Here is a 19,729-nt window from a genome sequence, read left to right on the forward strand (position 1 = left end):
CTCCTTCGATCTGTTGCAAGGAAGACGATCGGCGACCGACGCTATACGACAAACCTCTCAGAGTTCGACGTACGTGTCGGGGTCGCCGCCGATGCGGCCCGCGCCGTCGAGTGCGGCCAGCCGCGCCATCTCCTCGTCCGAGAGACTGAAGTCGAACACCTCGAAGTTCTGCCGCATGCGCCCGGGATCGGCCGACTTGGGGATCGGCACCGCGCCGAGCTGGACGTGCCAGCGCAGCACGACCTGGGCGGGGGTGCGGCCGTGAGCGGTGGCGAGGTCGGCCACGACGGGCTCGTCGAGCAGCTTGCCGCCGGCGCCGAGCGGGCTCCACGACTCGGTGACGATGTCGTGCTCGGCGTGCCAGGCGCGCAGGTCGCGCTGGGCGAAGAGGGGGTGCAGCTCGACCTGGTTGACGACCGGCCAGACGCCGGTCTCCGCCACCAGGCGCTCGATCTGCTCGGGGGTGAAGTTGGAGACGCCGATGGACCGGGCCAGACCCTGCTCGCGCAGGTGGACGAAGGCCCGCCAGGTGTCGACATAGAGGCCGCGGCCGGGCAGGGGCCAGTGGATGAGGTAGAGGTCGACGTAGTCGAGGCCGAGCCGGGCCCTGCTCTCCTCGAACCCGCGCATGGCCGCGTCGTATCCGTGCTGGGAGCCGCGCAGCTTCGTGGTGACGAACAGCTCCTCGCGGGCCACGCGCGCGTCCGCCACAGCGGCGCCGACGCCTGTCTCGTTGCCATAGCTGGCGGCGGTGTCGATCAACCGGTAACCGAGCGAGACGGCGTGGGTGACCGCCTGGCGGGCCTCGTTGTCGTTCATGGGCCAGGTGCCGAGGCCGATGCGCGGCATCGGGCGGCCGTCGGAAAGCATGATGGTCATAACGTGCCTCCTCCCCCTCGCCGCCGGGGTCAACCGCCACCGCGTTATGAGGTGTCACACTCCGGCGCCGCTCCAACTCAAGGGGACGGGCCCGGCGGTTGCCAGGCCCTCCTTCCCGGCTCAGCATCGGGAATAGCCAGCCAAACACCCCATGGAGGCACAATCATGTTGACCGTGATCGGCGCGGGATTCCCGCGTACGGGCACCAGCTCGATGAAGGCGGCACTCGAACGGCTCGGATTCGGTCCCTGCCACCACATGTTCGACATCCTCACCAACCCTGCTCGCGTCGACAGGTGGCTGCCCCTCACCACCGGCGCGCAGGTGGACTGGGAGCACGTGTTCGAAGGGTTCCGGTCCACACAGGACTGGCCGGCCTCCTTCTTCTGGCGCGAGCACGCGCAGGCGTACCCGGAGGCGAAGGTCGTCCTGACCGTACGCGACCCGCACGCCTGGTACGTCAGCATGCGGACGCTCGTCGCCAACGGCCCCGGCCGGCAGCTCCCCGAGGACTTGCCCGACGCGGCGGCCGCCGTGTTCGCGGGCATGAGGCGGCTCGGTCCCCTGCTGGAGCACATCAGCCGCTCCGCGCTCGGCGGCACGGGGGGCTTCAGGGAGGGCCTGCCCGACGAGGAGGTCGCAGTGGCGGCGTTCGAGCGGCACGTGACCACCGTCAAGGAGAGCCTGCCCGCGGACCGGCTCCTGGTGTTCGACGTGCGTGAAGGATGGGAGCCGCTCTGCCGGTTCCTGGGCGTGGACGTGCCCGCCGAGCCGTTCCCGCACCTCAACGACGCCAAGTCGATGGCGCGCACGATGGAGAAGCTGATCAGCGGCGGCAACATCGACTCGCCGTTCGCGTAACCGGCTTTTCGCGCGGACTCTTCGCGCGGGAGCGCTGAAATGGCGGCCGGTTGACCGCTATACCCCTGCGGCCAACCGGCTTCCACCAGAAAAGCTGACATGAACATCGATTCGTCGGCGGTGTTCGGGTTGCCCTGCTCTGCAAGTTGGCGTCGCGGCGCGCCCTCGTTCCACCTTGATCGCGGCGCCCGTCGGCGAGCATCGCCGACCACGAGGCGGAACACCAGAGGTACGTGGCGGCGGGCGCCGATTACCGTCGCGAACAGTCCAGCTGAACCCGCGCAAACCGCACCACGCTCACCGCAAATATTTGCGTGCGCTTGCGGATTTCCGACGTCGTCTCTTACGTGAGGCCGAAGCCATGGCTCTGTCCCTTTCACCCCTCCTGACAAGCAGAAAGGCCCCTCATAACCGGACAGATCACAAGTAGTTTTTTGCGAAATTAAGTCGAAATATTGCGGCTATCTGCTCGACATCTTATGGTTCGGCCAACCGCCTTACCCGAAGGGCCACCCCCATGAGAGCACTCTTAGCCGCCCTTACGTTAGCCATCGGACTCCTCGCCGCCCCCGCCGCCCACGCCGCCGCCGACACCAACCTCGCCGCCGGCAAACCCGCCACCGCCAGCAGCTCCACCGACGCCTACACCGCCGCCAACGCCACCGACGGCAACCAGGCCACCTACTGGGAATCGGCCAACAACGCCTTCCCGCAATGGATCCAGGTCGACCTCGGCACCACCGCCGACATCAACAAACTGGTCCTCAAGCTGCCCGCCGGCTGGCCCAGCCGCACCCAGACGCTGACCGTCCAGACCAGCCCGAACGGCTCCAGCTTCACCACCCTCGCAGGCTCGGCCACCTACACCTTCAACCCCACCGCCACCATCACCTTCGCCGCCACCAGCACCCGCTACGTCCGCCTGAGCATCACCGCCAACACCGGCTGGCCCGCAGGCCAACTCTCCGAACTCGAGATCTGGGGCAGCACCCCGGACAACCCCCCAGGCGACGGCACCAACCTGGCCCTGGGCAAAACCATCACCGAGTCCTCCCACACCCACACCTACATCGCCACCAACGCCAACGACAACAACCTGCAGACCTACTGGGAAGGCGCCGCCTACCCCAACACCCTGACCGTGCAACTCGGCGCCAACGCCGACCTCACCTCCCTCACCCTCAAACTCAACCCCGACCCGGCCTGGAGCCGCCGCACCCAGACCATCCAGGTCCTCGGCCGCGAACAAAGCGCCACCACCTTCACCAACCTGGTCAGCTCGGCCACCTACACCTTCGACCCGGCCACCGGCAACACCGTCACCATCCCGGTCACCGCCAAGGCCGCCGACGTCCGCCTGCAGATCACCGCCAACACCGGCGCCCCCGGCGGCCAGGTCGCCGAATTCCAGATCTTCGGCACCCCGGCGCCCAACCCCGACCTCACGCTTTCGAACCTCTCGTGGACCCCGGCCTCCCCGACCGCCACGAATGCGATCACGTTGTCGGCCACGGTAAGGAACGCGGGCAGCACGGCCTCCGGCGCGGACGACGTCACCTTCTCCCTCGACGGCACATCGGTCGGCACCGCCGCGGTCCCGGGCCTGGCCGCAGGAGCGTCAAGCACCGTGTCCGCAAATATCGGGACAAGGGGTGCTGGCACTTACACGGTCGGCGCCAAGGCGGACGCGGACAACACGATCATCGAGCAGAACGAGGACAACAACACCGCCACGTCCTCCCTGACGGTCGCCGAGGCGCCAGGCCCCGACCTCCAGGTGCTCGGCGTCACCTCCAACCCGCCGAACCCGGCCGTCGGGGCGGCGGTCACGTTCACCGTGGCAGTGAAGAACCGCGGGACCAGCGCCGTGAGCGCCACCACGGTCACCCGGCTGGCGGTGGGCGGCACCACGCTCAACGCCAGCACCGCGGCCATCGCCGCGGGCGCCACCGCCAACGTGGCCATGAGCGGCAGCTGGACCGCCACCAGCGGCGGCGCCACCATCACCGCCACCGCGGACGCCACCGGCGTCGTCGCCGAGACCAACGAGAACAACAACACGTTCACGCAGGCCATCGTGGTCGGGCGCGGCGCGGCGGTGCCGTGGACCGAGTACGAGGCCGAAGCCGCCGGTTACCAGGGCACCCTGCTGGAGACCGATCCGCTGCGCACCTTCGGCCACACCAACTTCGCCACCGAGTCCTCGGGCCGGAAGTCGGTCCGGCTGAACAGCACCGGCCAGTACGTCGAGTTCACCTCGACCACCCCCGCCAACTCGATCGTGGTGCGCAACTCCATCCCCGACGCCCCGGGCGGCGGCGGCACCGAGGCCACGATCAGCCTGTACGTCAACGGCGCCTTCGTCCAGAAACTGACCCTCTCCTCACGCCACAGCTGGCTGTACGGCAACAGCGACGGCGCGGAGGACCTGACGAACACCCCGCAGGCCGACGCCCGCCGGTTGTTCGACGAGTCGCACGCGCTGCTGTCGCAGTCGTACCCGGTCGGGACCAAGTTCCGGTTGCAGCGCGACAACACCGACTCGGCGCCGTTCTACATCATCGACCTGATCGACCTGGAGCAGGTCGCGCCGCCGGCCGGCCAACCGGCCGGGTGCACCTCGATCACCACCTACGGCGCCGTGCCCAACGACGGGCAGGACGACACGGCCGCCATCCAGCGGGCCGTGACCGACGACCAGAACGGCGTCATCAGCTGCGTGTGGATCCCGCCGGGCCAGTGGCGGCAAGAGAAGAAGATCCTCACCGACGACCCGCTGAACCGGGGCCAGTACAACCAGGTGGGCATCAGCAACGTCACGATCCGCGGCGCGGGCATGTGGCACTCCCAGCTGTACACCCTGACCGAGCCGCACCTCGCCACGGGCAGCATCAACCACCCGCACGAGGGCAACTTCGGCTTCGACATCGACGACAACGTCCAGATCTCCGACATTGCCATCTTCGGCTCGGGCCGCATCCGCGGCGGGCCGGGCGGGGCCGAAGGCGGAGTGGGCCTCAATGGCAGGTTCGGCCGGAACACCAAGATCAGCAACGTCTGGATCGAGCACGCCAACGTGGGCGTCTGGGTTGGCCGCGACTACGACAACATCCCCGAGTTGTGGGGGCCGGGCGACGGGCTGGAGTTCAGTGGCATGCGCATCCGCGACACCTACGCCGACGGCATCAACTTCACCAACGGCACACGGAACTCGCGGGTGTTCAACTCCTCGTTCCGCACCACCGGCGACGACTCGCTGGCGGTCTGGGCCAACCGGTTCGTGAAGAACACGACGACCGACATCGCGCACGACAACCACTTCGTCAACAACACCGTCCAGCTGCCGTGGCGGGCGAACGGCATCGCGATCTACGGCGGCTACGGCAACACCATCGAGAACAACCTGATCTACGACACCATGAACTACCCCGGCATCATGCTGGCGACCGACCACGACCCGCTGCCCTTCTCGGGGCAGACCCTGATCGCCGGCAACGCGCTCCACCGCACCGGCGGGGTGTTCTGGGGCGAGGCGCAGAAGTTCGGCGCCATCACCCTCTTCGCGCCGAACGGGGACATCCCCGGTGTCACCATCCGCGACACCGACATCTCCGACTCGACCTACGACGGAATCCAGTTCAAGGCCGGCGGCGGCAACATGCCGGACGTCGCGATCATCAATGTCCGCATCGACAAGTCCAACAACGGCGCCGGCATCCTGGCCATGGGCAGCGCCCGCGGCAGCGCCCGGCTGACCAACGTGACCATCACCAACTCGGCGACCGGCGACATCGTCCGCGAACCGGGATCGGGCTTCGTGATCACGGGCGGCTAGCCGCTCCGGCGCCTTGGGCCCGCCCCTGGCCGCGATACCGGGGCGGGCTCAATGGCCGCACGAGCAGTCACAGCAGTCACATGAGTCGCATGAACAGCCACAGCAGTCGCAACAGCCGCTGCAGTCGCAGTCGCAGCCGTCGCGCAGGTAGCAGCGCTCGCCGCACGGCCGGCCGGCCTTCCTGCTCCACCGGGGCCGCCACAACCCGCACGTCAGAAACGTCAGCAGCCCGGGGCGGGCCGGTGTCGAAGCCGACCCCAGCTGCCAGCCGCGTCCCGCCCGCCTCCCACCGCGCCGCCAGCCGCCGCCGCGCCGCGGGAAAGGCGGCGTCGCCGTCGGCTGCCTGGTCGCGCAGCCGTCCCGCCGCCAGCACCAGCGACACCCCGGCCGCCAGCCGCGCCCCGCGCGCCCCCGCGTCCACCACCTCGGCGGTACGGAACCCGCGCAGCGCGCACGGCCCGGCCGTCCGTCGCGGCGCGGCCGAGTGAAGCTGGGCCTCGACGCCCGCCGAGCGTGGGGCGGCGTGATCAGTCCCAAAGGTTGAGCAAGCGTTACAGCGACCGGCTGGCCGTCGACGACCTGTCGCTGGAGTTGAAGCATCGACGACTTGGTGGAGTGGCTCGCCGCGCTCCTAGCGGCGCAGGGGACGGATGCCGGTCCGAGCGAGGTCATCGCGGCCGCCCGGCAGGCGAGAGTCGCGCTGGCCCGCTCGATGTAGTAAGAACGAGCGGGAGCGACTATACAGGTTGGTTTGGTAGGAAATATGGAGATATGATCCCATCTGCACCACCCGCAAAGACAGAACCGGAAACCATGCGAATCTCCCCACTCATCGCCGCGGCCGCCGCACTCCTCACCCTCGCCGCGTGCGGCGGGCAGGGCACCTCCGGCGGCACCGCCGCCGCGCCGGCCAAGTCGGTCATCCTGATCACTCCCAACCCGGTCGGCACGAACAGCTTCCTGCAGCTCGGCGTCAAGGGCGCCGAAGCCGCCGCCAAGGAGATCGGCGCCTCCTTCAAGCTGTACGAGAGCAAGGACCCCACGAGCATCGCCCAGAACGTCGACGCCGCGGTACGCGCCAAGCCGGCCGTCATCGTGGGCATCAGCTTCTCCTTCGACGACGTGTTCGCCACGGTGCCCAAGCAGCATCCGGACCAGCAGTTCCTGCAGGTGGACTCGTGTGCCAAGGACCAGGCGGCCAACCTGGCGTGTGTGTCGTTCAAGGAGCACGAGGCGGCGTACCTGGCCGGGATCGAGGCGGGACTCCTCACCAAGAGCGGCAAGATCGGCGTGGTGGCCGCGCTCGACTCGCCCTTCGTACACCGCTGGATCGAGCCGTTCTTCGCCGGCGCCGCCTCGGTCAAGGAGGGCGTCACCGGCACGCCCCTCTACGTCGGCGGCGCGAACCCGTTCAGCGACCCCGCCCGCGCGAAGTCCCAGGCGCAGGCGCTCATCGGCCGCGGCGGCGACATCGTCGCGGCGGCGGCCTCCGGCGGCAACCAGGGCGTGTTCGAGGCGGCCGCAGCGGCGGGCGCCAAGGCGTTCGGCGTGGACGTCAACCAGTGCGGGCAGAGCGCGGGCAACGTCATCGACAACGTGCTCAAGAACGTCGACGTGGCCGAGCAGGCCGCCATCAAGGAGATCGCGTCGGGCAAGACCGGCGGCGTCAAGGTGTACGGCCTGGCCGAGGGCGGCGTGGGCGTGAACGCGCTGGAAGCCGACGTGGCCTCCTCCGGCTGCACCGTGGCCGCCAGCCCCGAGGTGATCGCCAAGGTCAAGCAGGCCCGCGACGACATCGTGGCAGGCAAGATCACCGTCGCCGACCCGCTCAAGGGCTAACGGTGACGGTTTCCGCCGCCGCCGAGCTCGTTGGCGTCACCAAACGGTTCGGCTCCGTGCTCGCCAACGACGGGATCGACCTGGCGGTGGCCAGGGGCGAGGTGCACGCCGTCGTGGGCGAGAACGGGGCCGGCAAGTCCACCCTCATGTCCGTCCTGTACGGCCTGCACCGGCCGGACGCCGGTCACGTGCTGCGCGAGGGCCGGCGGGTGCGGCTGCGCTCCCCCGCCGACGCGATCGCGCACGGCCTCGGCATGGTGCACCAGCGCTTCCGGCTCTTCCCCGAGCTGACCGTGGCGGAGAACGTGGTGCTCGGCGCCGAGCCCGTCGCACGCGGCGCGGTCGACCGCGCCGCCGCCCGCCGTGCGGTGGCGGACCTGGGCGAACGGTACGGCCTGCGCGCCGACCCGTCCGCCCGCGTCGGCCGGTTGCCGGTGGGGGTACGCCAGCGGGTGGAGATCCTCAGGGCTCTCTACCGGCGGGCCGAGGTGCTGATCCTCGACGAGCCGACCGCCGTGCTCACGCCGGGCGAGGCGGACCGCCTGTTCGAGGTCCTGCGCACGCTGGCCGCCGGGGGTGTGTCGGTCCTGCTGGTGACGCACAAGCTGGGCGAGGTGCTGGCGGCCAGCGACCGGGTCACGGTCCTCCGCCAGGGCCGGGTGACGGGCCGCTTCACCACGGCCGAGACCACGGCCGACGAACTCGTCCAGGCGATGATCGGCCGCTCCCTCACCGCCACCGCGACACACCGCCCGGGGGCGGTGTCCGATGCGGATCACGTGCTCGAAGTGCGCGATCTGAGCGTCCGGGATCGAGACGGCGTCGCGCGGTTGTCCGAGGTGTCGTTCGGCGTGCGGCCGGGCGAGATCGTGGGCCTCGCGGGCGTCGCGGGCAGCGGCCAGCGCGAGCTCGTCGACACGGTGACCGGCCTGCGGACGTCCGGCGCTGGCGACACCGGCCAGGTCCTCCTTGGCGGCACCCCGGTCCGGCCGGGCCGGGATCGGCGGGTCGCCTACGTGCCCGAGGACCGCCACGGCCGCGCCACCGCGCCGGAGATGTCCCTCGCCGAGAACCTCCTGATGGGCGACCAGCACGAGGTGGGCGGCTGGCGGCTGGCCAGGGGCGTGGTGCGGGCGCGGGCGCGGGATCTGGTCGAGCGGTTCTCGATCAGCGCCGCCTCCGCGGACGTGCCCGTCTCGGCGCTGTCCGGCGGCAACGCGCAGAAAGCGGTGCTGGCCCGCGAGCTCTCCCGGCACACCCCGGTGATCGTGGTCGAGGAGCCGACGCAGGGCGTGGACGTGGGCGCGCGCGAACGCATCCACGCGCTCCTGACCGAGGCCCGCGACCGGGGCCAGGCGGTGCTGCTGCAGTCGAGCGAGCTGTCCGAGCTGCGCGACCTGGCGGACCGGATCCTGGTCATGTACGAGGGCCGCGTCGTGGCCGAGTACCCCGCCGCCGACGCGACCGACGCCCTCCTGGGCCAGGCCATGACGGGGAGCGCGGCATGACGGTCTCCTCGACATCTGAAGCGCCACCACGGGCTTCTCTCGGCCTCGCGCGCCGCGCCGTCCTGTCCACGCCGGTCATCGCCGTGGCCGGGGCACTCGTCCTGACCACCCTCGTGATGCTGGCCGTCGGCGTGGACCCCGCGCTGGCGTACCCGGCCCTGGTGAGGGGGGCCATCGCCGACGGCAACCTGGAATACACGATCGCCGCCTTCGTCCCCACCCTGGGCATGGCGCTGGCGTTCGCGATCCCGTTGCGGGCGGGCGAGTTCAACCTGGGCGGCGACGGCCAGCTGGCCATCGGCGGGGTGGTGGCGGCGGCGCTGGCCCTGCACACTCCGCTCCCGCCCGTGCTCGCCGTCCTGCTCCCGCTGATCGCCGCCGCGCTGGCGGGCGGCCTGGTCGCGGGCGTGTCCGCGCCGCTGCGCACCCGGCTCGGCGTCCCCGCGATCGTCACCACGCTGCTGATCAGCGCCCCGGCGGTCTCGCTCTCCTCCTACCTCGTACGTTTCCCGCTCGCCGAACGCGGCACCGGCATCGCCCAGACACCACCGCTCCCCGAGGCCGCCCACCTGCCGGCCCTGGCGGGAAGCGCCTACGTGACGCTCGGCCTCCCACTGATCGCGATCCTCACCGCCGCCTGGCTCTACGCCGACACGCGCACGGTCCTCGGCTACGAGATCCGCGCCACCGGCCACAGCCGGGAGTTCGCCCGGTACGGCGGCGTCCCGGTCGACCGGCTGGCCGCGATCACCCTGGCCGGCGGCGGCGCGATGGCGGGCCTGGTGGGCGGGCTGATCGTGCTCGGGCCCCCGTACCGGTTCGTGGACGGCGCGCTGACCGCCCCCGGCTACACCTTCACCGCGGTCGCGGCGGTGCTGCTGGCGGCGGCCAGGCCGGTGGCCGTGCCGTTCACGGTCGCGCTGCTGACCGTGATCCAGGCGGGCGGGCCCGGGATGGAGCGCGAGGCGGGGGTGCCCAGCCAGCTCACCCAGGTCGTGCAGGGGTTGATCATCGTGATCGTGGCCGTGTTCGCGACCGTGCGCAGGCGGAGGGCGGGCGCGTGAACATCTTCGAATGGTCGTTCCTGTCCGCCGTGCTCACCGCCACCGCGCCGGTCGTGCTGGCCGCGCTGGGCGGGATGTTGTGCCAGGCCGCGGGCGTGTTCAACATCGCCCTGGAGGGCCAGTTGCTGTGGGGCGCGTTCACCGCGGTCGTGTTCAGCGATCTGACCGGCAGCGCCTGGGCGGGCGTCGCGGGCGCGGTGGTGGCCACCGTCCTGTACGCGGCGATGTTGTCGGCCGCCTCGGTGACCTTCCGCGCCGACCCGATCGTGGTCGCCGTGGGCACGAACCTGCTCGCCCTGGGCCTGACCGGGTTCCTGATGCGGCAGATCTTCGGCAGCGGCGGCACCTACAGCTCCCCCGATCTGGCGGGGCTGCCGACGCTGGCCGAGCTGGGCCTGGACGTGCCCGTGCTCGGGCCGCAGTCACCGCTGGTGCCGCTGGCGCTCGTGCTGGTCGCGGCCGTCGCCTGGTGGTTGCGCGCCACCCGGTCCGGGTTGCGGATCCGGGCCATCGGCCAGCATCGGGAGGCCGCGGAGGCGCTCGGGCTGAAGGCGGGCGCATACCGGCATGGCTCCGTGCTCGCGGCGGGCGCCCTGTGCGGGCTCGCGGGGGCGCAGCTCGCGCTGGGCAACGTGACGCTGTTCAGCGAGGGCATGAGCGCGGGCCGGGGCTGGATCGCGGTGGTCGCCGTCATGCTCGGCGGCGTCCTGCCGTACCGCGTGCTGCTGGCCTGCCTGCTGTTCGGCGTCGCCGAGGCGGTGGGTTTCCGGCTGCAGGGCGTGGGGCTGCCGCAGCAGGCGGCCGACGCCGCACCGTACGTGATCACGCTGATCGCGCTGATCCTGGCCGGTGCGGCGGCCAGGCGGCGCCCGAGGGAGTCGACATGAGCACGCTCGCCAACTCGGTACGCCTCACCGGCGACGTGGTGGAGATACTCGACCGGCGCGTCTACCCCTTCGAACGGCGGTGGGTGCGCTGCGCCACCAGCGAGGACGTGGCGGTGGCCATCGAGCGCATGGTGACGCAGAGCTCGGGGCCGCTGTTCGCGACCACGGCGGGGCTGGTGCTGGCGGCCAGGGAGGCGCGGCACGAGCCGCCCGGCGTCGCGGCCGACCGGCTGCGGGCGGCCGGCGCCCGGTTCGTGGTGACGCGGCCGACGAACAACCACATCCGCGACGCCGTGCGAGCGATCCTGGCGGCCACCATCGACGGGCCGCTCGCCCAGGCGTCGGGCGCCGAGCTGGCGGAGGCGGTCGAGGCGGCGGCGGCCGAGCACGACGCGGCGTACCGGGCCAGGAGCGCGTCACTTGGGCGGCACGCGGCCGGGCTGCTGCCGGACGGCGCCCGGGTGCTGACCCACTGCTGGGCGGACGCGTACCTGATCGCGACCGTGGAGGCGGCGCAGGAGGCGGGCAAGCGGCTGGAGTTCGTCTGCACCGAGACGCGCCCCTACCTGCAGGGGGCCAGGCTCACGGCGGCTACGCTGGTCGAGATGGGCTACCGGCCCACGCTGATCACCGACGGCATGGTCGCCGCCGTGCTGGCGGACAAGCTCGCCGACGTGGCGCTGGTGGCGGCCGACCGGGTGACGCTCGACGGGCACGTGGTCAACAAGGTCGGCACGCTGGGGGTGGCACTGGCGGCGCAACGCTTCCGGGTGCCGTTCTACGCGATGGTGCAGGCGCCCGACCCGCTCGCGCCCACGGCGGCCGACGTGGTCATCGAGCACCGCGACGGCGACGAGGTGCTGCACGTGCTCGGCACCCGTACGGCCGCCGATGGCGTCACCGGCCACTACCCGGCCTTCGACACCACCCCGCCCGACCTGGTCACCCGCATCATCACCGAAAGCGGCGTCTACCGCCCGGAACACGTGAAAGAGGCCGTATGACTCGCAGGATCGTCGTGGACACCGACACCGGCATCGACGACGCCCACACCCTGCTCTACCTCGCCGGACGCCCGGACGCCGAGATCGTCGCGATCACGTCGGTGTTCGGCAACTGCGAGGAGGAGGACGCGGTACGCAACATCGGCCACGTCAACCGGCTGATCGGCCTGGACGTGCCGGTGGCCCGCGGCGCCGCCGAGCCGCTGGCCGGGACCGCGAACATCGCCGGGCACGTGCACGGCAAAGACGGCCTCGGCGACCGCGGCTACCACCGGCCGCTGCCGCCCGTGACCGGCGAGAGCGCCGCCGAGCTGCTGGTGCGCCTGGCGGCCGAGCAGCCGGGCGAGCTCGACCTGCTGGCGCTCGGCCCGCTGACGAACCTGGCGGCGGCGCTGCGCCTCGACCCCGAGCTGTTCACCCGGTACCGGTCCGTGGTGCTGATGGGCGGTTCGGGACCGTACGCGCCGCCCGGCACGCTGCTGATGATCGACGCGAACGTGCACAACGACCCGGCCGCCGCCCGCGCCGTGTTCGCCGCGCCGCGCAACGAGCTGGTGATGGTGGGCGTCAACGTCACCGGGACGACCATCCTGGACGAGCGGGCCATCGGGGCGCTGCGGGCGGCGGGCACGCCCCGGGCCAGGTTCGCCACCGAGATCCTGGACTCCTACCTGGACTTCTACCAGAACGAGTGGGGGCGCCGGATCATCCCGCTGCACGACCCGCTGGCGGCGGGGATCCTGCTGGATCCGGGGTTCGCGACGGCGTCGATGTACGGTCCCGTCAACATCAGGAGCGACGGGTTCCTGTCCAGGGCGCGGCTGATGCGCACGCACGACGGGCTGCCGCCGGCCTTCCCGTACGAGCCCGCGCCCGACACCCGGGTGATCACCGCGGTCGACGCGCCGCGTTTCGTCGCCGACTTCGTGGAGGCCCTTACCCAATGAGCACAGACCCGATGAGCGAATCACCAGTCTGGATCGTGCTCGACATCGAAGGCACGACGAGCTCGACCGAGTCCGTACATGTCGGGCTCTACTCCTACGCCCGCCCCCGCCTCGGCCCGTGGATCGACGCGCACCGCGACGACCCCGTGGTGGCCGCCGCAGTAGCTGAGACCGGCGGTGCCACGACCGCGGAGACCGTGGCGATCCTGCACGGCTGGATGGACGGCGATGTCAAGGCGACACCGCTGAAGACGTTGCAGGGGCAGATCTGGGCGGACGGCTTCGCCCGCGGTGAGCTGACCGCGCACTTCTTCGACGACGTGCCGCCCGCGCTGCGGGCCTGGCGGGAGGAGGGGCGGCGGCTGGCGGTGTTCTCGTCGGGGTCGGTCGCCAGCCAGCGGCCGTGGTTCGCGCACACGGCGGCGGGCGACCTGTCGGTGCTGGTCGAGCGGCACTTCGACACGGTCAACGCCGGGCCGAAGCGCGAGCCCGCCTCCTACCAGAGCATCGCCGAGGCGCTCGGGGCCCAGCCGGGCGAGCTGCTGTTCCTGTCGGACGTGCCCGCCGAGCTGGACGCCGCCGGAGCGGCCGGCTGGCGTACGACGGGCGTGCGCCGCCCGGGAGAGCCCAGCGAACACGCCGGCTTCGGCGACCACCCCGTGGTCACGTCCTTCGAGGAGATCAAATGAGCGACCTTCCCACCGCCGAGAACGTCCTGGCGGCGGGCGGCAGGCTGGCGGCCGAGTCCGCCCGCTACACCGGGTTCGGCTGGATGCGCGGCACGTCGGGCAACCTGTCCGAGGTCGTGACCCGGGACCCGCTGCGCCTGGCCGTCACCGCCAGCGGCCTGGACAAGGGCGAGCTGGCCGCCACCGACGTGGCCGTCGTGGGCCCGGACGGCGCCGCGGTCGCGGTGGACGGCGTCGAGCCGCTAGTCCCGTCGGCGGAGGCGGGACTGCACGCCCGGGTGGCCGCGCTGACCGGCGCGGACGCGGTCGTGCACGTGCACGCCCTGAGCGCCGTCGTCGCCGGTCACCACTGGCCGAAGGGCGTGCTGCTGCGGGACGTCGAGACGCTCAAGGGCATCGGGCGGCTGGCGCACGACGACGAGGTGCTCATCCCGGTGATCGCCAACAGCCAGGACATGGTGGAGCTGGGCGACCGGTTCGAGGCCGCCTACGATCCGCGTACCCCGGCGGTGATCGTGGCCTCCCACGGCCTGTACACGTGGGGCCCGAATCTGCGCCGGGCCCGGCATGTCACTGAGTGCGTGGAATGGCTGCTGTCGTACGCGATCGCCATCCGCTGAGCGCGTCCGCCAGCAGCTCGCCCACCCGGTCGAACGTCGGGGCGGCGCTGGTGAGCAGGTGGCGGGCGGAGTGGAGCACACCGCGGATGGCCCTGACCCGCAGGTCCTCCCCCAGGGTCTCGATGTCGGTGACGCGGGAGAAGCCGATCACCCTGCGGGCCGCCTTGGCCGCGCCGAACGCCGCCGCGTCAGCCTGAACCCTGGCCAGGTACGCGTCGAGCACGCCGTCGCCGTACACGCGCGGGTCCTCGCGGCCCGGCCACAACCTGGTGAACTCCTCCTGGAACGCCTCCCACGTCTGCCCGGGGAGTTCGAGCACCCAGGCCGCGTGCTCCTCGTCCTCCAGCGCGAGGGCGCGCGCCGCGGCCAGCACGTAGTTGCCCCACAACGCCCCGATATCGAACCCGACCGGCCCGTAGAAGGCGAACTCCACGTCGAACGCGCGGGTCGAGTGCGGCGTGTCGCGTACCAGCACGGAGCCGGTGTGCAGGTCGCCGTGGATGAGCGCCTCGGCGTGCGTCATGAACGCCAGCTTGGCCAGCCCGATCGCGGTGCGCACGGCGGGATCCCCCGCGTACGCGGCCACGTCGGCCTCGTTGGCGGGAAGGATCTTGTTGTGCTCGTGCTCGATGTACGGCTCCGTGAACACCAGGTCCTCGGTGATCTCGCACAACTCCGGGTTGACCGAGGCCGCCACCGCCGCCTTGTGCGCCTCGGCGCCGAGCCCGAAGACCGAGGTGCCGAACGCCACCCGGGCCACGTACCGGCCGAGGTCCGCCGCCACCCCGTCGTACCGCCGGCCCTCGTTCAGCAGGCCGCGCCATACCCGGTGGTCGGACAGGTCCTCGATCGCCAGCACGTGGCCGGCCTCGTCCACGTCATACAGCTCGGGCACGAGGCCGGGCGCCACCCTGCCGTGCTCGGCCAGCACGGTCGCCTCGATCCGGTTGCGGTCGGGGGTGATCGGCCAGTCCGGGTCCACCCGCACGTACGGCATCGACTGTTTGAGCACCACGCCGGGCCCGCCGTCGACCTCGACGGCGAAGACGGTGTTCATGTTGCCGTCGCCGACCTCGCGGATCCGCGTGATCCGCGCGGGGTCGATCCTGGCGCGCAGCGCGGGGCGGCCGGCGACATAGGCGGGCACGGTCTCGGCGGTGAGCAGCTCGTACGACTGCCCGGAGACCACGGTCACTTGATCTTCTCCTTGAACGTGTAGCCGGCGACGAGGGCGCCGACGAGCAGCGCCCCCTGGACGAAGGTCTGCGCATAGTACGGGGCGTTGAGCATCGTCATGCCGTTGATCATCACACCGATGAACAGCGCGCCGACGACGGTCCCCAGGGTATTGGGGCGGTTGGCGCCGAGCACGGCGTACCCGATGAGCGCCGCCGCCACCGACTGCAGCAGGTACGGGTCCCCCGCGCCGACGTCACCGCGGCCCAGCCGGGCGGACAGCAGGATGCCCGCGACCGCGGCGCACAGCCCGGACACGGCGTAGGCCAGCGCCCGGTAGCGGGCGACCCGGATGCCGGCCAGCCTGGCGGCCTCGGGGTTGCCGCCGATCGCGTACAGGGCGCGGCCCCAGCGGGTGTGGTTGAGCAGGACGTACACGGCGGCGGCGAGCAGGCCGAACACGATCACCGGCACCGGCACAGAGCCGACCGATCCGCCGCCGAGCCACGCGAAGCCCTCCGTGTAGCGGCCGGGGGCGGGCGCGCCGTCCACCGTCATGCCCGCCGAGACCGACTGCCCCGAGGTGATGATCAGCGCCAGGCCCTGGAACAGGAACATCGTGCCCAGCGTAGCGACCAGGTCGGGGACCCTGGCCACGACGGTGAGCAGCACGTTCACGCCCGCGACGAGCAGCCCGGTGAGCAGGCCCGCGACGACCGCGGTGGCGCCGGTCAGGTTGTACTTGACCATGGCGAGGGCGGTCACCATGACCACCGCGCCGACGCACGCGCCGGCCGACAGGTCGAAGCCGCCGGTCGTCATGGAGACGGTCACGCCGAGCGCGACTATGCCGACGACGGCGACGGACTGGAGCACGATCAGCGCGTTGGCGTACGTGCCGAACGCACCCGGCCGCAGGGCCGCGAACATCACGATCATGGCGGCGAGCACGATCAGCAGCCCGTAACGGTACGCCAGCGCCCCCGCCCTGCGCCCGCCCGCCGCGCCCGTGGCAGGGGCGGCGGCCTGGCGGGTGGCGGTCATGCACCCTCCCCGGCGTGCTCGGCGTGGTCGGAGCCGGACATGAGCGCGGCGAGCCGTTCGGGAGTGGCGTCGGCGACGGCCAGCTCTCCGGCGGGCACGCCTTCGTGCAGCACCAGGACCCGATCGGCCACCTCGACGATCTCCTGCGGATCGGACGACGCCACCACCACCGCCATCGCACCGTCACCGGCCGGGTTGCCGGCCGCCTCCTGGACGAGGCCACGGGCGGCCTCGCGCACGGTCTGGCCGATGGTGGCGCGGGCGCCGACGTCGACGCCGCGGAACGGCTCGTCGAGCAGGAGCACACGCGGCGCCTGCTCCAGCCACCGCCCGACGACCACCTTCTGCTGGTTGCCCCCGGACAACGTCTCGATGGGCGCCTCGACCCCGGCCAGCCGCACCCCGAACCGCTGCGCGACCCGCCGCGCCGAGGCGGCCTCGGAACGGCGGGACAGCAGCCCGGCCCGGCTGTGCGCACGCAACCACGGCAGCGTGACGAGCGCCCGCACGGACCAGCCCGGCACCACGGCCTGAGCCGAACGCTCCTCCCCCGCGAACGCCACCCCGGCGGCGATCGCCCCGCTCACGTGCCGCGGCCGGTACGGGCGGCCGTCGAGCCGCAACTCACCGGAGACGAGCGGGCGCGCACCGGCGAGCTGTTCGAGCAGCTCGGTCTTGCCCGCTCCGACCAGCCCGGTCACACCGAGCACCTCCCCCGCCCGCACCTCGAAGTCGAACGCCGCCCGCCCGGACGCGACCCGGACTCCACGCCCCGAGAGCACGACTGCCCCAGACGGGGCCTGGAGGTCGGGCGCCCCGGGCACGCCCGACCCGTCCGCGCCCGACCCAGGCGGGACCGACCCATGCGGGACCGACCCATGCGGGCCCAGCCCATGCGTGGCCATCTCGCCGAGCATGGCCCGCACGATCGCGGCGCGGGTGAACGGCGCCGTGAAGACGCGGCGCAACCGCCCGTCCCGCAGCACCACCACGCGGTCGCACAGCGACTCGATGTCCGCCAGCCGGTGCGACACGTACAGCACCCCCACCCCCGAGGCCGCCGACTCGCGCACCCTCGCGGTCAGCACCTCGGACTCGGTGGCCGACAGCGTGGAGGTGGGTTCGTCGAAGACGAGCAGGCGGGCGCGGCGGGACAGGGCACGCGCGATCACGACCTGCTGCCGGTCGCTCGCGGGCAGGGCCTCGACCCGGGCCCCGAGCGGCACCGGCAGCCCGACCTCGGCGGCGATGGCCCGCGCCTGCGCCGTGATGCCGGAACGGGTGGTGAACCAGCCGGTCCCCGGGCGGGCGATGAGGTCCAGGGTGAGGTTCTCGGCGACGGTGGCGCCGGGGACGATGCCGTCGTCGATGTTCTGGTGCACGGTCTGCACGCCCGCCGCCTGGGCGTCCAGCGGGTCGCGGGGTTCGAAGGGCCGCCCGTCCAGCGTGATCGTGCCCGAGCTCGGCCGGACGGCCCCCGACAGCACCTTGATCAACGTGGACTTGCCCGCGCCGTTGGTCCCGATCAGTCCGACGATCTCACCGGCCCGTACGTCGAACGTGACGTCGTCGAGCGCCCGGGTGGCCCCGTACACCTTCGACAGACCGGAGACGGCGATCACGACGCGGCCCAGGGCACCCGCGCGACGTCGGGAGTGCGCAGGGCGGGCACCGCCTGGGTGAGCTGCTCGATGTTGGTGATGCCGCCGTCGTGCAGCTGCTGCTGCGTGACCAGCGCGGGCGGCACCTTGAGGTCCTTGGCCACCTGCTGCCCGGCGACGAGCAGGGCGGCGGCGCGTACGGCGACGCGGCCCACGTTGGACGGGTCGGTGGTCGAGGTGGCGGCCCACGGGCTGTTCGGCTCGGTCATGACGGCGATGTCGGCGGTCGAGATGTCCGCGCCGTAGATCTTGACCTTGGACTGCAGCCCGAGCTCCTTGACCGCGAGCGCCGCGCCCTTGGCGAACTCGTCGTACGGGGCGAAGATCGCCTTCACGTTCGGGTTGGCCTGGAGCGCGGCCTTGGCCTGGTCGGCGACCGCCGAGGCGGTCGAGCTGTTGACCACGCCGATCTGGGCGACCTGCTTGATGCCCGGGTTGTCCTTCTTGAACTGCTCCCAGGTCTCGTTGCGCCGGTCGAGGGGGGCGAAGCCGGCGACGTACACGTACACGACGTCGCCGCTGCCTCCGGTGTCCGCCTTGAGCGCGCCCAGCGTCTGCGCGGCGATCTGGTGGTCGTCCTGGGACAGGGTGACGGCCTCGGAGGTGCCGGCCTCGACGTCGAAGGCGACGAGCGGGATGCCCGCCGCGACCGCCTTCTTGATCGCGGGCTGTACCGTCTGCGCGAAGCCGTGGTCGACGATGATCGCGTCGGGCTTCTGGTTGACGGCCTGCTCCAGGTTGAGCGCCTGCTTGTCGTTGTTGCCGTCGCCGCTGGAGAGCTCCAGCGTCACGTTCAGCCCCTTGGCCTCGGCCTGCGCGCCGGCCAGCCACTGCTCGAAGTAGTCGCCCGAGGAGAGCTGGCGTACCAGCGCGATCCTGACGCCGCCGGCGGCGAACTTCGCCGGAACGGCGCCGGTGGGAGACGCCGGCGCGGTGGTGGGGGCGGCGGCCGGCTTCGGGGCGGTGGTTGCCTGGGAGCAGCCGGCCAGCGCCAGGGCGCACAGCAGGAAGGCCGCTCCGAGGTGTCTTGCACGAATCACATGCGGATGCTAAGCGCAGTTCACCCGTATTGTCCACTTTACATGTAGGATTTACCAAGAAGATGGAGTAGGGGATGATGGACCCATGACGTACCTCACCGTGTACACCGACGACGAGAGCCCGCAGACGCTGCTGCGGACCGAGGACCAGGAGCGGATCGCCGTCTCGCTCAAGGAGATCGGCGTCGTGCTGCGCCACTGGGGGATCGTGGCGGGCCTGCCGGACGGAGCCGGCCAGGAGGAGATCCTCGACGCGTACCGCGAGCACGTCCAACGGGTGGTCGCCGAGGAGGGCTACACGTTCGTCGACGTCGCCCAGCTGCACCCGGACGACTCCGCCGACTGGCCGGAGCGGGCCGCCGCGGCGCGGGCGAAGTTCCTGAACGAGCACACCCACGACGATGACGAGGTGCGCTTCTTCGTCAGCGGCTCCGGGATCTTCTACCTGCACCTGGACGGCAAGGTGCACGCGGTGTTCTGCGAGGCGGGCGACCTGCTGAGCGTGCCGGCCAAGACCACGCACTGGTTCGACATGGGCACCCGGCCGGACTTCACCGCCATCCGCTTCTTCCACGACGACGACGGCTGGGTCGGGGACTTCACCGGCGACGGCATCGCCGGTCGCATCCCCGACTACGACACCATCGCCGCGGGCCGCTCGGGGGCTTAGGCCTT

General features: G+C 71.7%; 17 protein-coding genes. 11 read left to right on the forward strand and 6 right to left on the reverse strand.

From position 1 onward, the window contains the following. Positions 1-57: 57 nt before the first annotated feature. On the reverse strand, positions 58-879 hold the full coding sequence (locus ACFLIM_RS21775) for an aldo/keto reductase (RefSeq protein WP_393168143.1): 822 nt from the start codon (positions 877-879) through the stop codon (positions 58-60). A gap of 168 nt (positions 880-1,047) precedes the next feature. Between ACFLIM_RS21775 and ACFLIM_RS21780 the strand changes: the two genes are divergently transcribed. Continuing rightward, the gene (locus tag ACFLIM_RS21780) at positions 1,048-1,740 is read left to right on the forward strand and encodes a sulfotransferase family protein (RefSeq protein WP_393168248.1); all 693 of its coding nucleotides are present in this window, start codon (positions 1,048-1,050) and stop codon (positions 1,738-1,740) included. Positions 1,741-2,257: 517 nt separating this feature from the next. Then, on the forward strand, positions 2,258-5,575 hold the full coding sequence (locus tag ACFLIM_RS21785; RefSeq protein WP_393168144.1) for a CARDB domain-containing protein: 3,318 nt from the start codon (positions 2,258-2,260) through the stop codon (positions 5,573-5,575). A 76-nt stretch (positions 5,576-5,651) separates the two neighbouring features. Here the strand turns inward: ACFLIM_RS21785 and ACFLIM_RS21790 are convergent, their stop codons facing one another. Continuing rightward, positions 5,652-5,996: a hypothetical protein gene (locus ACFLIM_RS21790; protein WP_393168146.1), complete on the reverse strand. Its 345-nt coding sequence runs from the start codon at positions 5,994-5,996 to the stop codon at positions 5,652-5,654. Between the two features lie 392 nt (positions 5,997-6,388). Here ACFLIM_RS21790 and ACFLIM_RS21795 point away from each other — a divergent pair, with 392 nt between their 5' ends. From ACFLIM_RS21795 to mtnB, 8 genes are read left to right on the forward strand one after another with little or no spacing between them, the layout of a single operon-like run. Next, the gene (locus ACFLIM_RS21795) at positions 6,389-7,414 is read left to right on the forward strand and encodes a BMP family ABC transporter substrate-binding protein (protein WP_393168148.1); all 1,026 of its coding nucleotides are present in this window, start codon (positions 6,389-6,391) and stop codon (positions 7,412-7,414) included. Between the two features lie 2 nt (positions 7,415-7,416). Beyond that, positions 7,417-8,922, forward strand: a complete 1,506-nt coding sequence (locus ACFLIM_RS21800) for an ABC transporter ATP-binding protein (RefSeq protein ID WP_393168150.1) — start codon at positions 7,417-7,419, stop codon at positions 8,920-8,922. Next, complete coding sequence (locus ACFLIM_RS21805; protein WP_393168152.1) at positions 8,919-9,986, forward strand: ABC transporter permease; 1,068 nt, start codon at positions 8,919-8,921, stop codon at positions 9,984-9,986. Before ACFLIM_RS21800 ends, ACFLIM_RS21805 begins: the two co-directional genes overlap by 4 nt. Next, complete coding sequence (locus ACFLIM_RS21810; protein ID WP_393168154.1) at positions 9,983-10,873, forward strand: ABC transporter permease; 891 nt, start codon at positions 9,983-9,985, stop codon at positions 10,871-10,873. Before ACFLIM_RS21805 ends, ACFLIM_RS21810 begins: the two co-directional genes overlap by 4 nt. After that, positions 10,870-11,877, forward strand: a complete 1,008-nt coding sequence (locus ACFLIM_RS21815) for an S-methyl-5-thioribose-1-phosphate isomerase (RefSeq protein ID WP_393168156.1) — start codon at positions 10,870-10,872, stop codon at positions 11,875-11,877. Before ACFLIM_RS21810 ends, ACFLIM_RS21815 begins: the two co-directional genes overlap by 4 nt. Further along, the gene (locus ACFLIM_RS21820) at positions 11,874-12,824 is read left to right on the forward strand and encodes a nucleoside hydrolase (protein ID WP_393168158.1); all 951 of its coding nucleotides are present in this window, start codon (positions 11,874-11,876) and stop codon (positions 12,822-12,824) included. The genes ACFLIM_RS21815 and ACFLIM_RS21820 overlap by 4 nt, the downstream gene beginning before the upstream one ends. Before the next feature lie 11 nt (positions 12,825-12,835). After that, positions 12,836-13,513 (forward strand): acireductone synthase, encoded by a 678-nt coding sequence (gene mtnC, locus ACFLIM_RS21825; protein WP_393168159.1) that lies wholly within the window; start codon positions 12,836-12,838, stop codon positions 13,511-13,513. Then, positions 13,510-14,133, forward strand: a complete 624-nt coding sequence (gene mtnB, locus ACFLIM_RS21830; RefSeq protein ID WP_393168161.1) for a methylthioribulose 1-phosphate dehydratase — start codon at positions 13,510-13,512, stop codon at positions 14,131-14,133. The genes mtnC and mtnB overlap by 4 nt, the downstream gene beginning before the upstream one ends. On the opposite strand, the gene mtnK is transcribed toward mtnB, so the two are convergent. Genes mtnK through ACFLIM_RS21850 form a run of 4 tightly spaced genes read right to left on the reverse strand, consistent with a single transcriptional unit; the run spans position 14,084 to position 19,054 of the window. Continuing rightward, positions 14,084-15,328: an S-methyl-5-thioribose kinase gene (gene mtnK, locus ACFLIM_RS21835; protein WP_393168163.1), complete on the reverse strand. Its 1,245-nt coding sequence runs from the start codon at positions 15,326-15,328 to the stop codon at positions 14,084-14,086. The two genes, mtnB and mtnK, sit on opposite strands and share 50 nt — an antisense overlap. After that, on the reverse strand, positions 15,325-16,353 hold the full coding sequence (locus ACFLIM_RS21840) for an ABC transporter permease (RefSeq protein WP_393168164.1): 1,029 nt from the start codon (positions 16,351-16,353) through the stop codon (positions 15,325-15,327). Before ACFLIM_RS21840 ends, mtnK begins: the two co-directional genes overlap by 4 nt. After that, positions 16,350-17,975, reverse strand: coding sequence for a sugar ABC transporter ATP-binding protein (locus ACFLIM_RS21845; protein WP_393168166.1), 1,626 nt, complete (start codon positions 17,973-17,975; stop codon positions 16,350-16,352). Before ACFLIM_RS21845 ends, ACFLIM_RS21840 begins: the two co-directional genes overlap by 4 nt. Further along, entirely contained in the window at positions 17,972-19,054 is a 1,083-nt protein-coding gene (locus ACFLIM_RS21850; RefSeq protein ID WP_393168168.1) for a substrate-binding domain-containing protein, read from the reverse strand. Before ACFLIM_RS21850 ends, ACFLIM_RS21845 begins: the two co-directional genes overlap by 4 nt. An 85-nt stretch (positions 19,055-19,139) precedes the next feature. Here ACFLIM_RS21850 and ACFLIM_RS21855 point away from each other — a divergent pair, with 85 nt between their 5' ends. After that, complete coding sequence (locus ACFLIM_RS21855) at positions 19,140-19,724, forward strand: 1,2-dihydroxy-3-keto-5-methylthiopentene dioxygenase (RefSeq protein ID WP_393168170.1); 585 nt, start codon at positions 19,140-19,142, stop codon at positions 19,722-19,724. Positions 19,725-19,729 lie beyond the last annotated feature (5 nt).

This window comes from Nonomuraea marmarensis (genome assembly GCF_043197025.1).
In the GTDB taxonomy this organism is placed as follows: domain Bacteria; phylum Actinomycetota; class Actinomycetes; order Streptosporangiales; family Streptosporangiaceae; genus Nonomuraea; species Nonomuraea marmarensis.

Excerpts from the sequence above, each read along its gene's own strand:
- ACFLIM_RS21815 (WP_393168156.1), top strand. The coding sequence starts at position 10,870 with ATGAGCACGCTCGCCAACTCGGTACGCCTCACCGGCGACGTGGTGGAG.
- ACFLIM_RS21805 (WP_393168152.1), top strand. The coding sequence starts at position 8,919 with ATGACGGTCTCCTCGACATCTGAAGCGCCACCACGGGCTTCTCTCGGC.
- ACFLIM_RS21785 (WP_393168144.1), top strand. The coding sequence starts at position 2,258 with ATGAGAGCACTCTTAGCCGCCCTTACGTTAGCCATCGGACTCCTCGCC.
- mtnC (WP_393168159.1), top strand. The coding sequence starts at position 12,836 with ATGAGCGAATCACCAGTCTGGATCGTGCTCGACATCGAAGGCACGACG.
- mtnB (WP_393168161.1), top strand. The coding sequence starts at position 13,510 with ATGAGCGACCTTCCCACCGCCGAGAACGTCCTGGCGGCGGGCGGCAGG.
- ACFLIM_RS21840 (WP_393168164.1), bottom strand. The coding sequence starts at position 16,353 with ATGACCGCCACCCGCCAGGCCGCCGCCCCTGCCACGGGCGCGGCGGGC.
- ACFLIM_RS21775 (WP_393168143.1), bottom strand. The coding sequence starts at position 879 with ATGACCATCATGCTTTCCGACGGCCGCCCGATGCCGCGCATCGGCCTC.
- ACFLIM_RS21795 (WP_393168148.1), top strand. The coding sequence starts at position 6,389 with ATGCGAATCTCCCCACTCATCGCCGCGGCCGCCGCACTCCTCACCCTC.
- ACFLIM_RS21855 (WP_393168170.1), top strand. The coding sequence starts at position 19,140 with ATGACGTACCTCACCGTGTACACCGACGACGAGAGCCCGCAGACGCTG.
- ACFLIM_RS21820 (WP_393168158.1), top strand. The coding sequence starts at position 11,874 with ATGACTCGCAGGATCGTCGTGGACACCGACACCGGCATCGACGACGCC.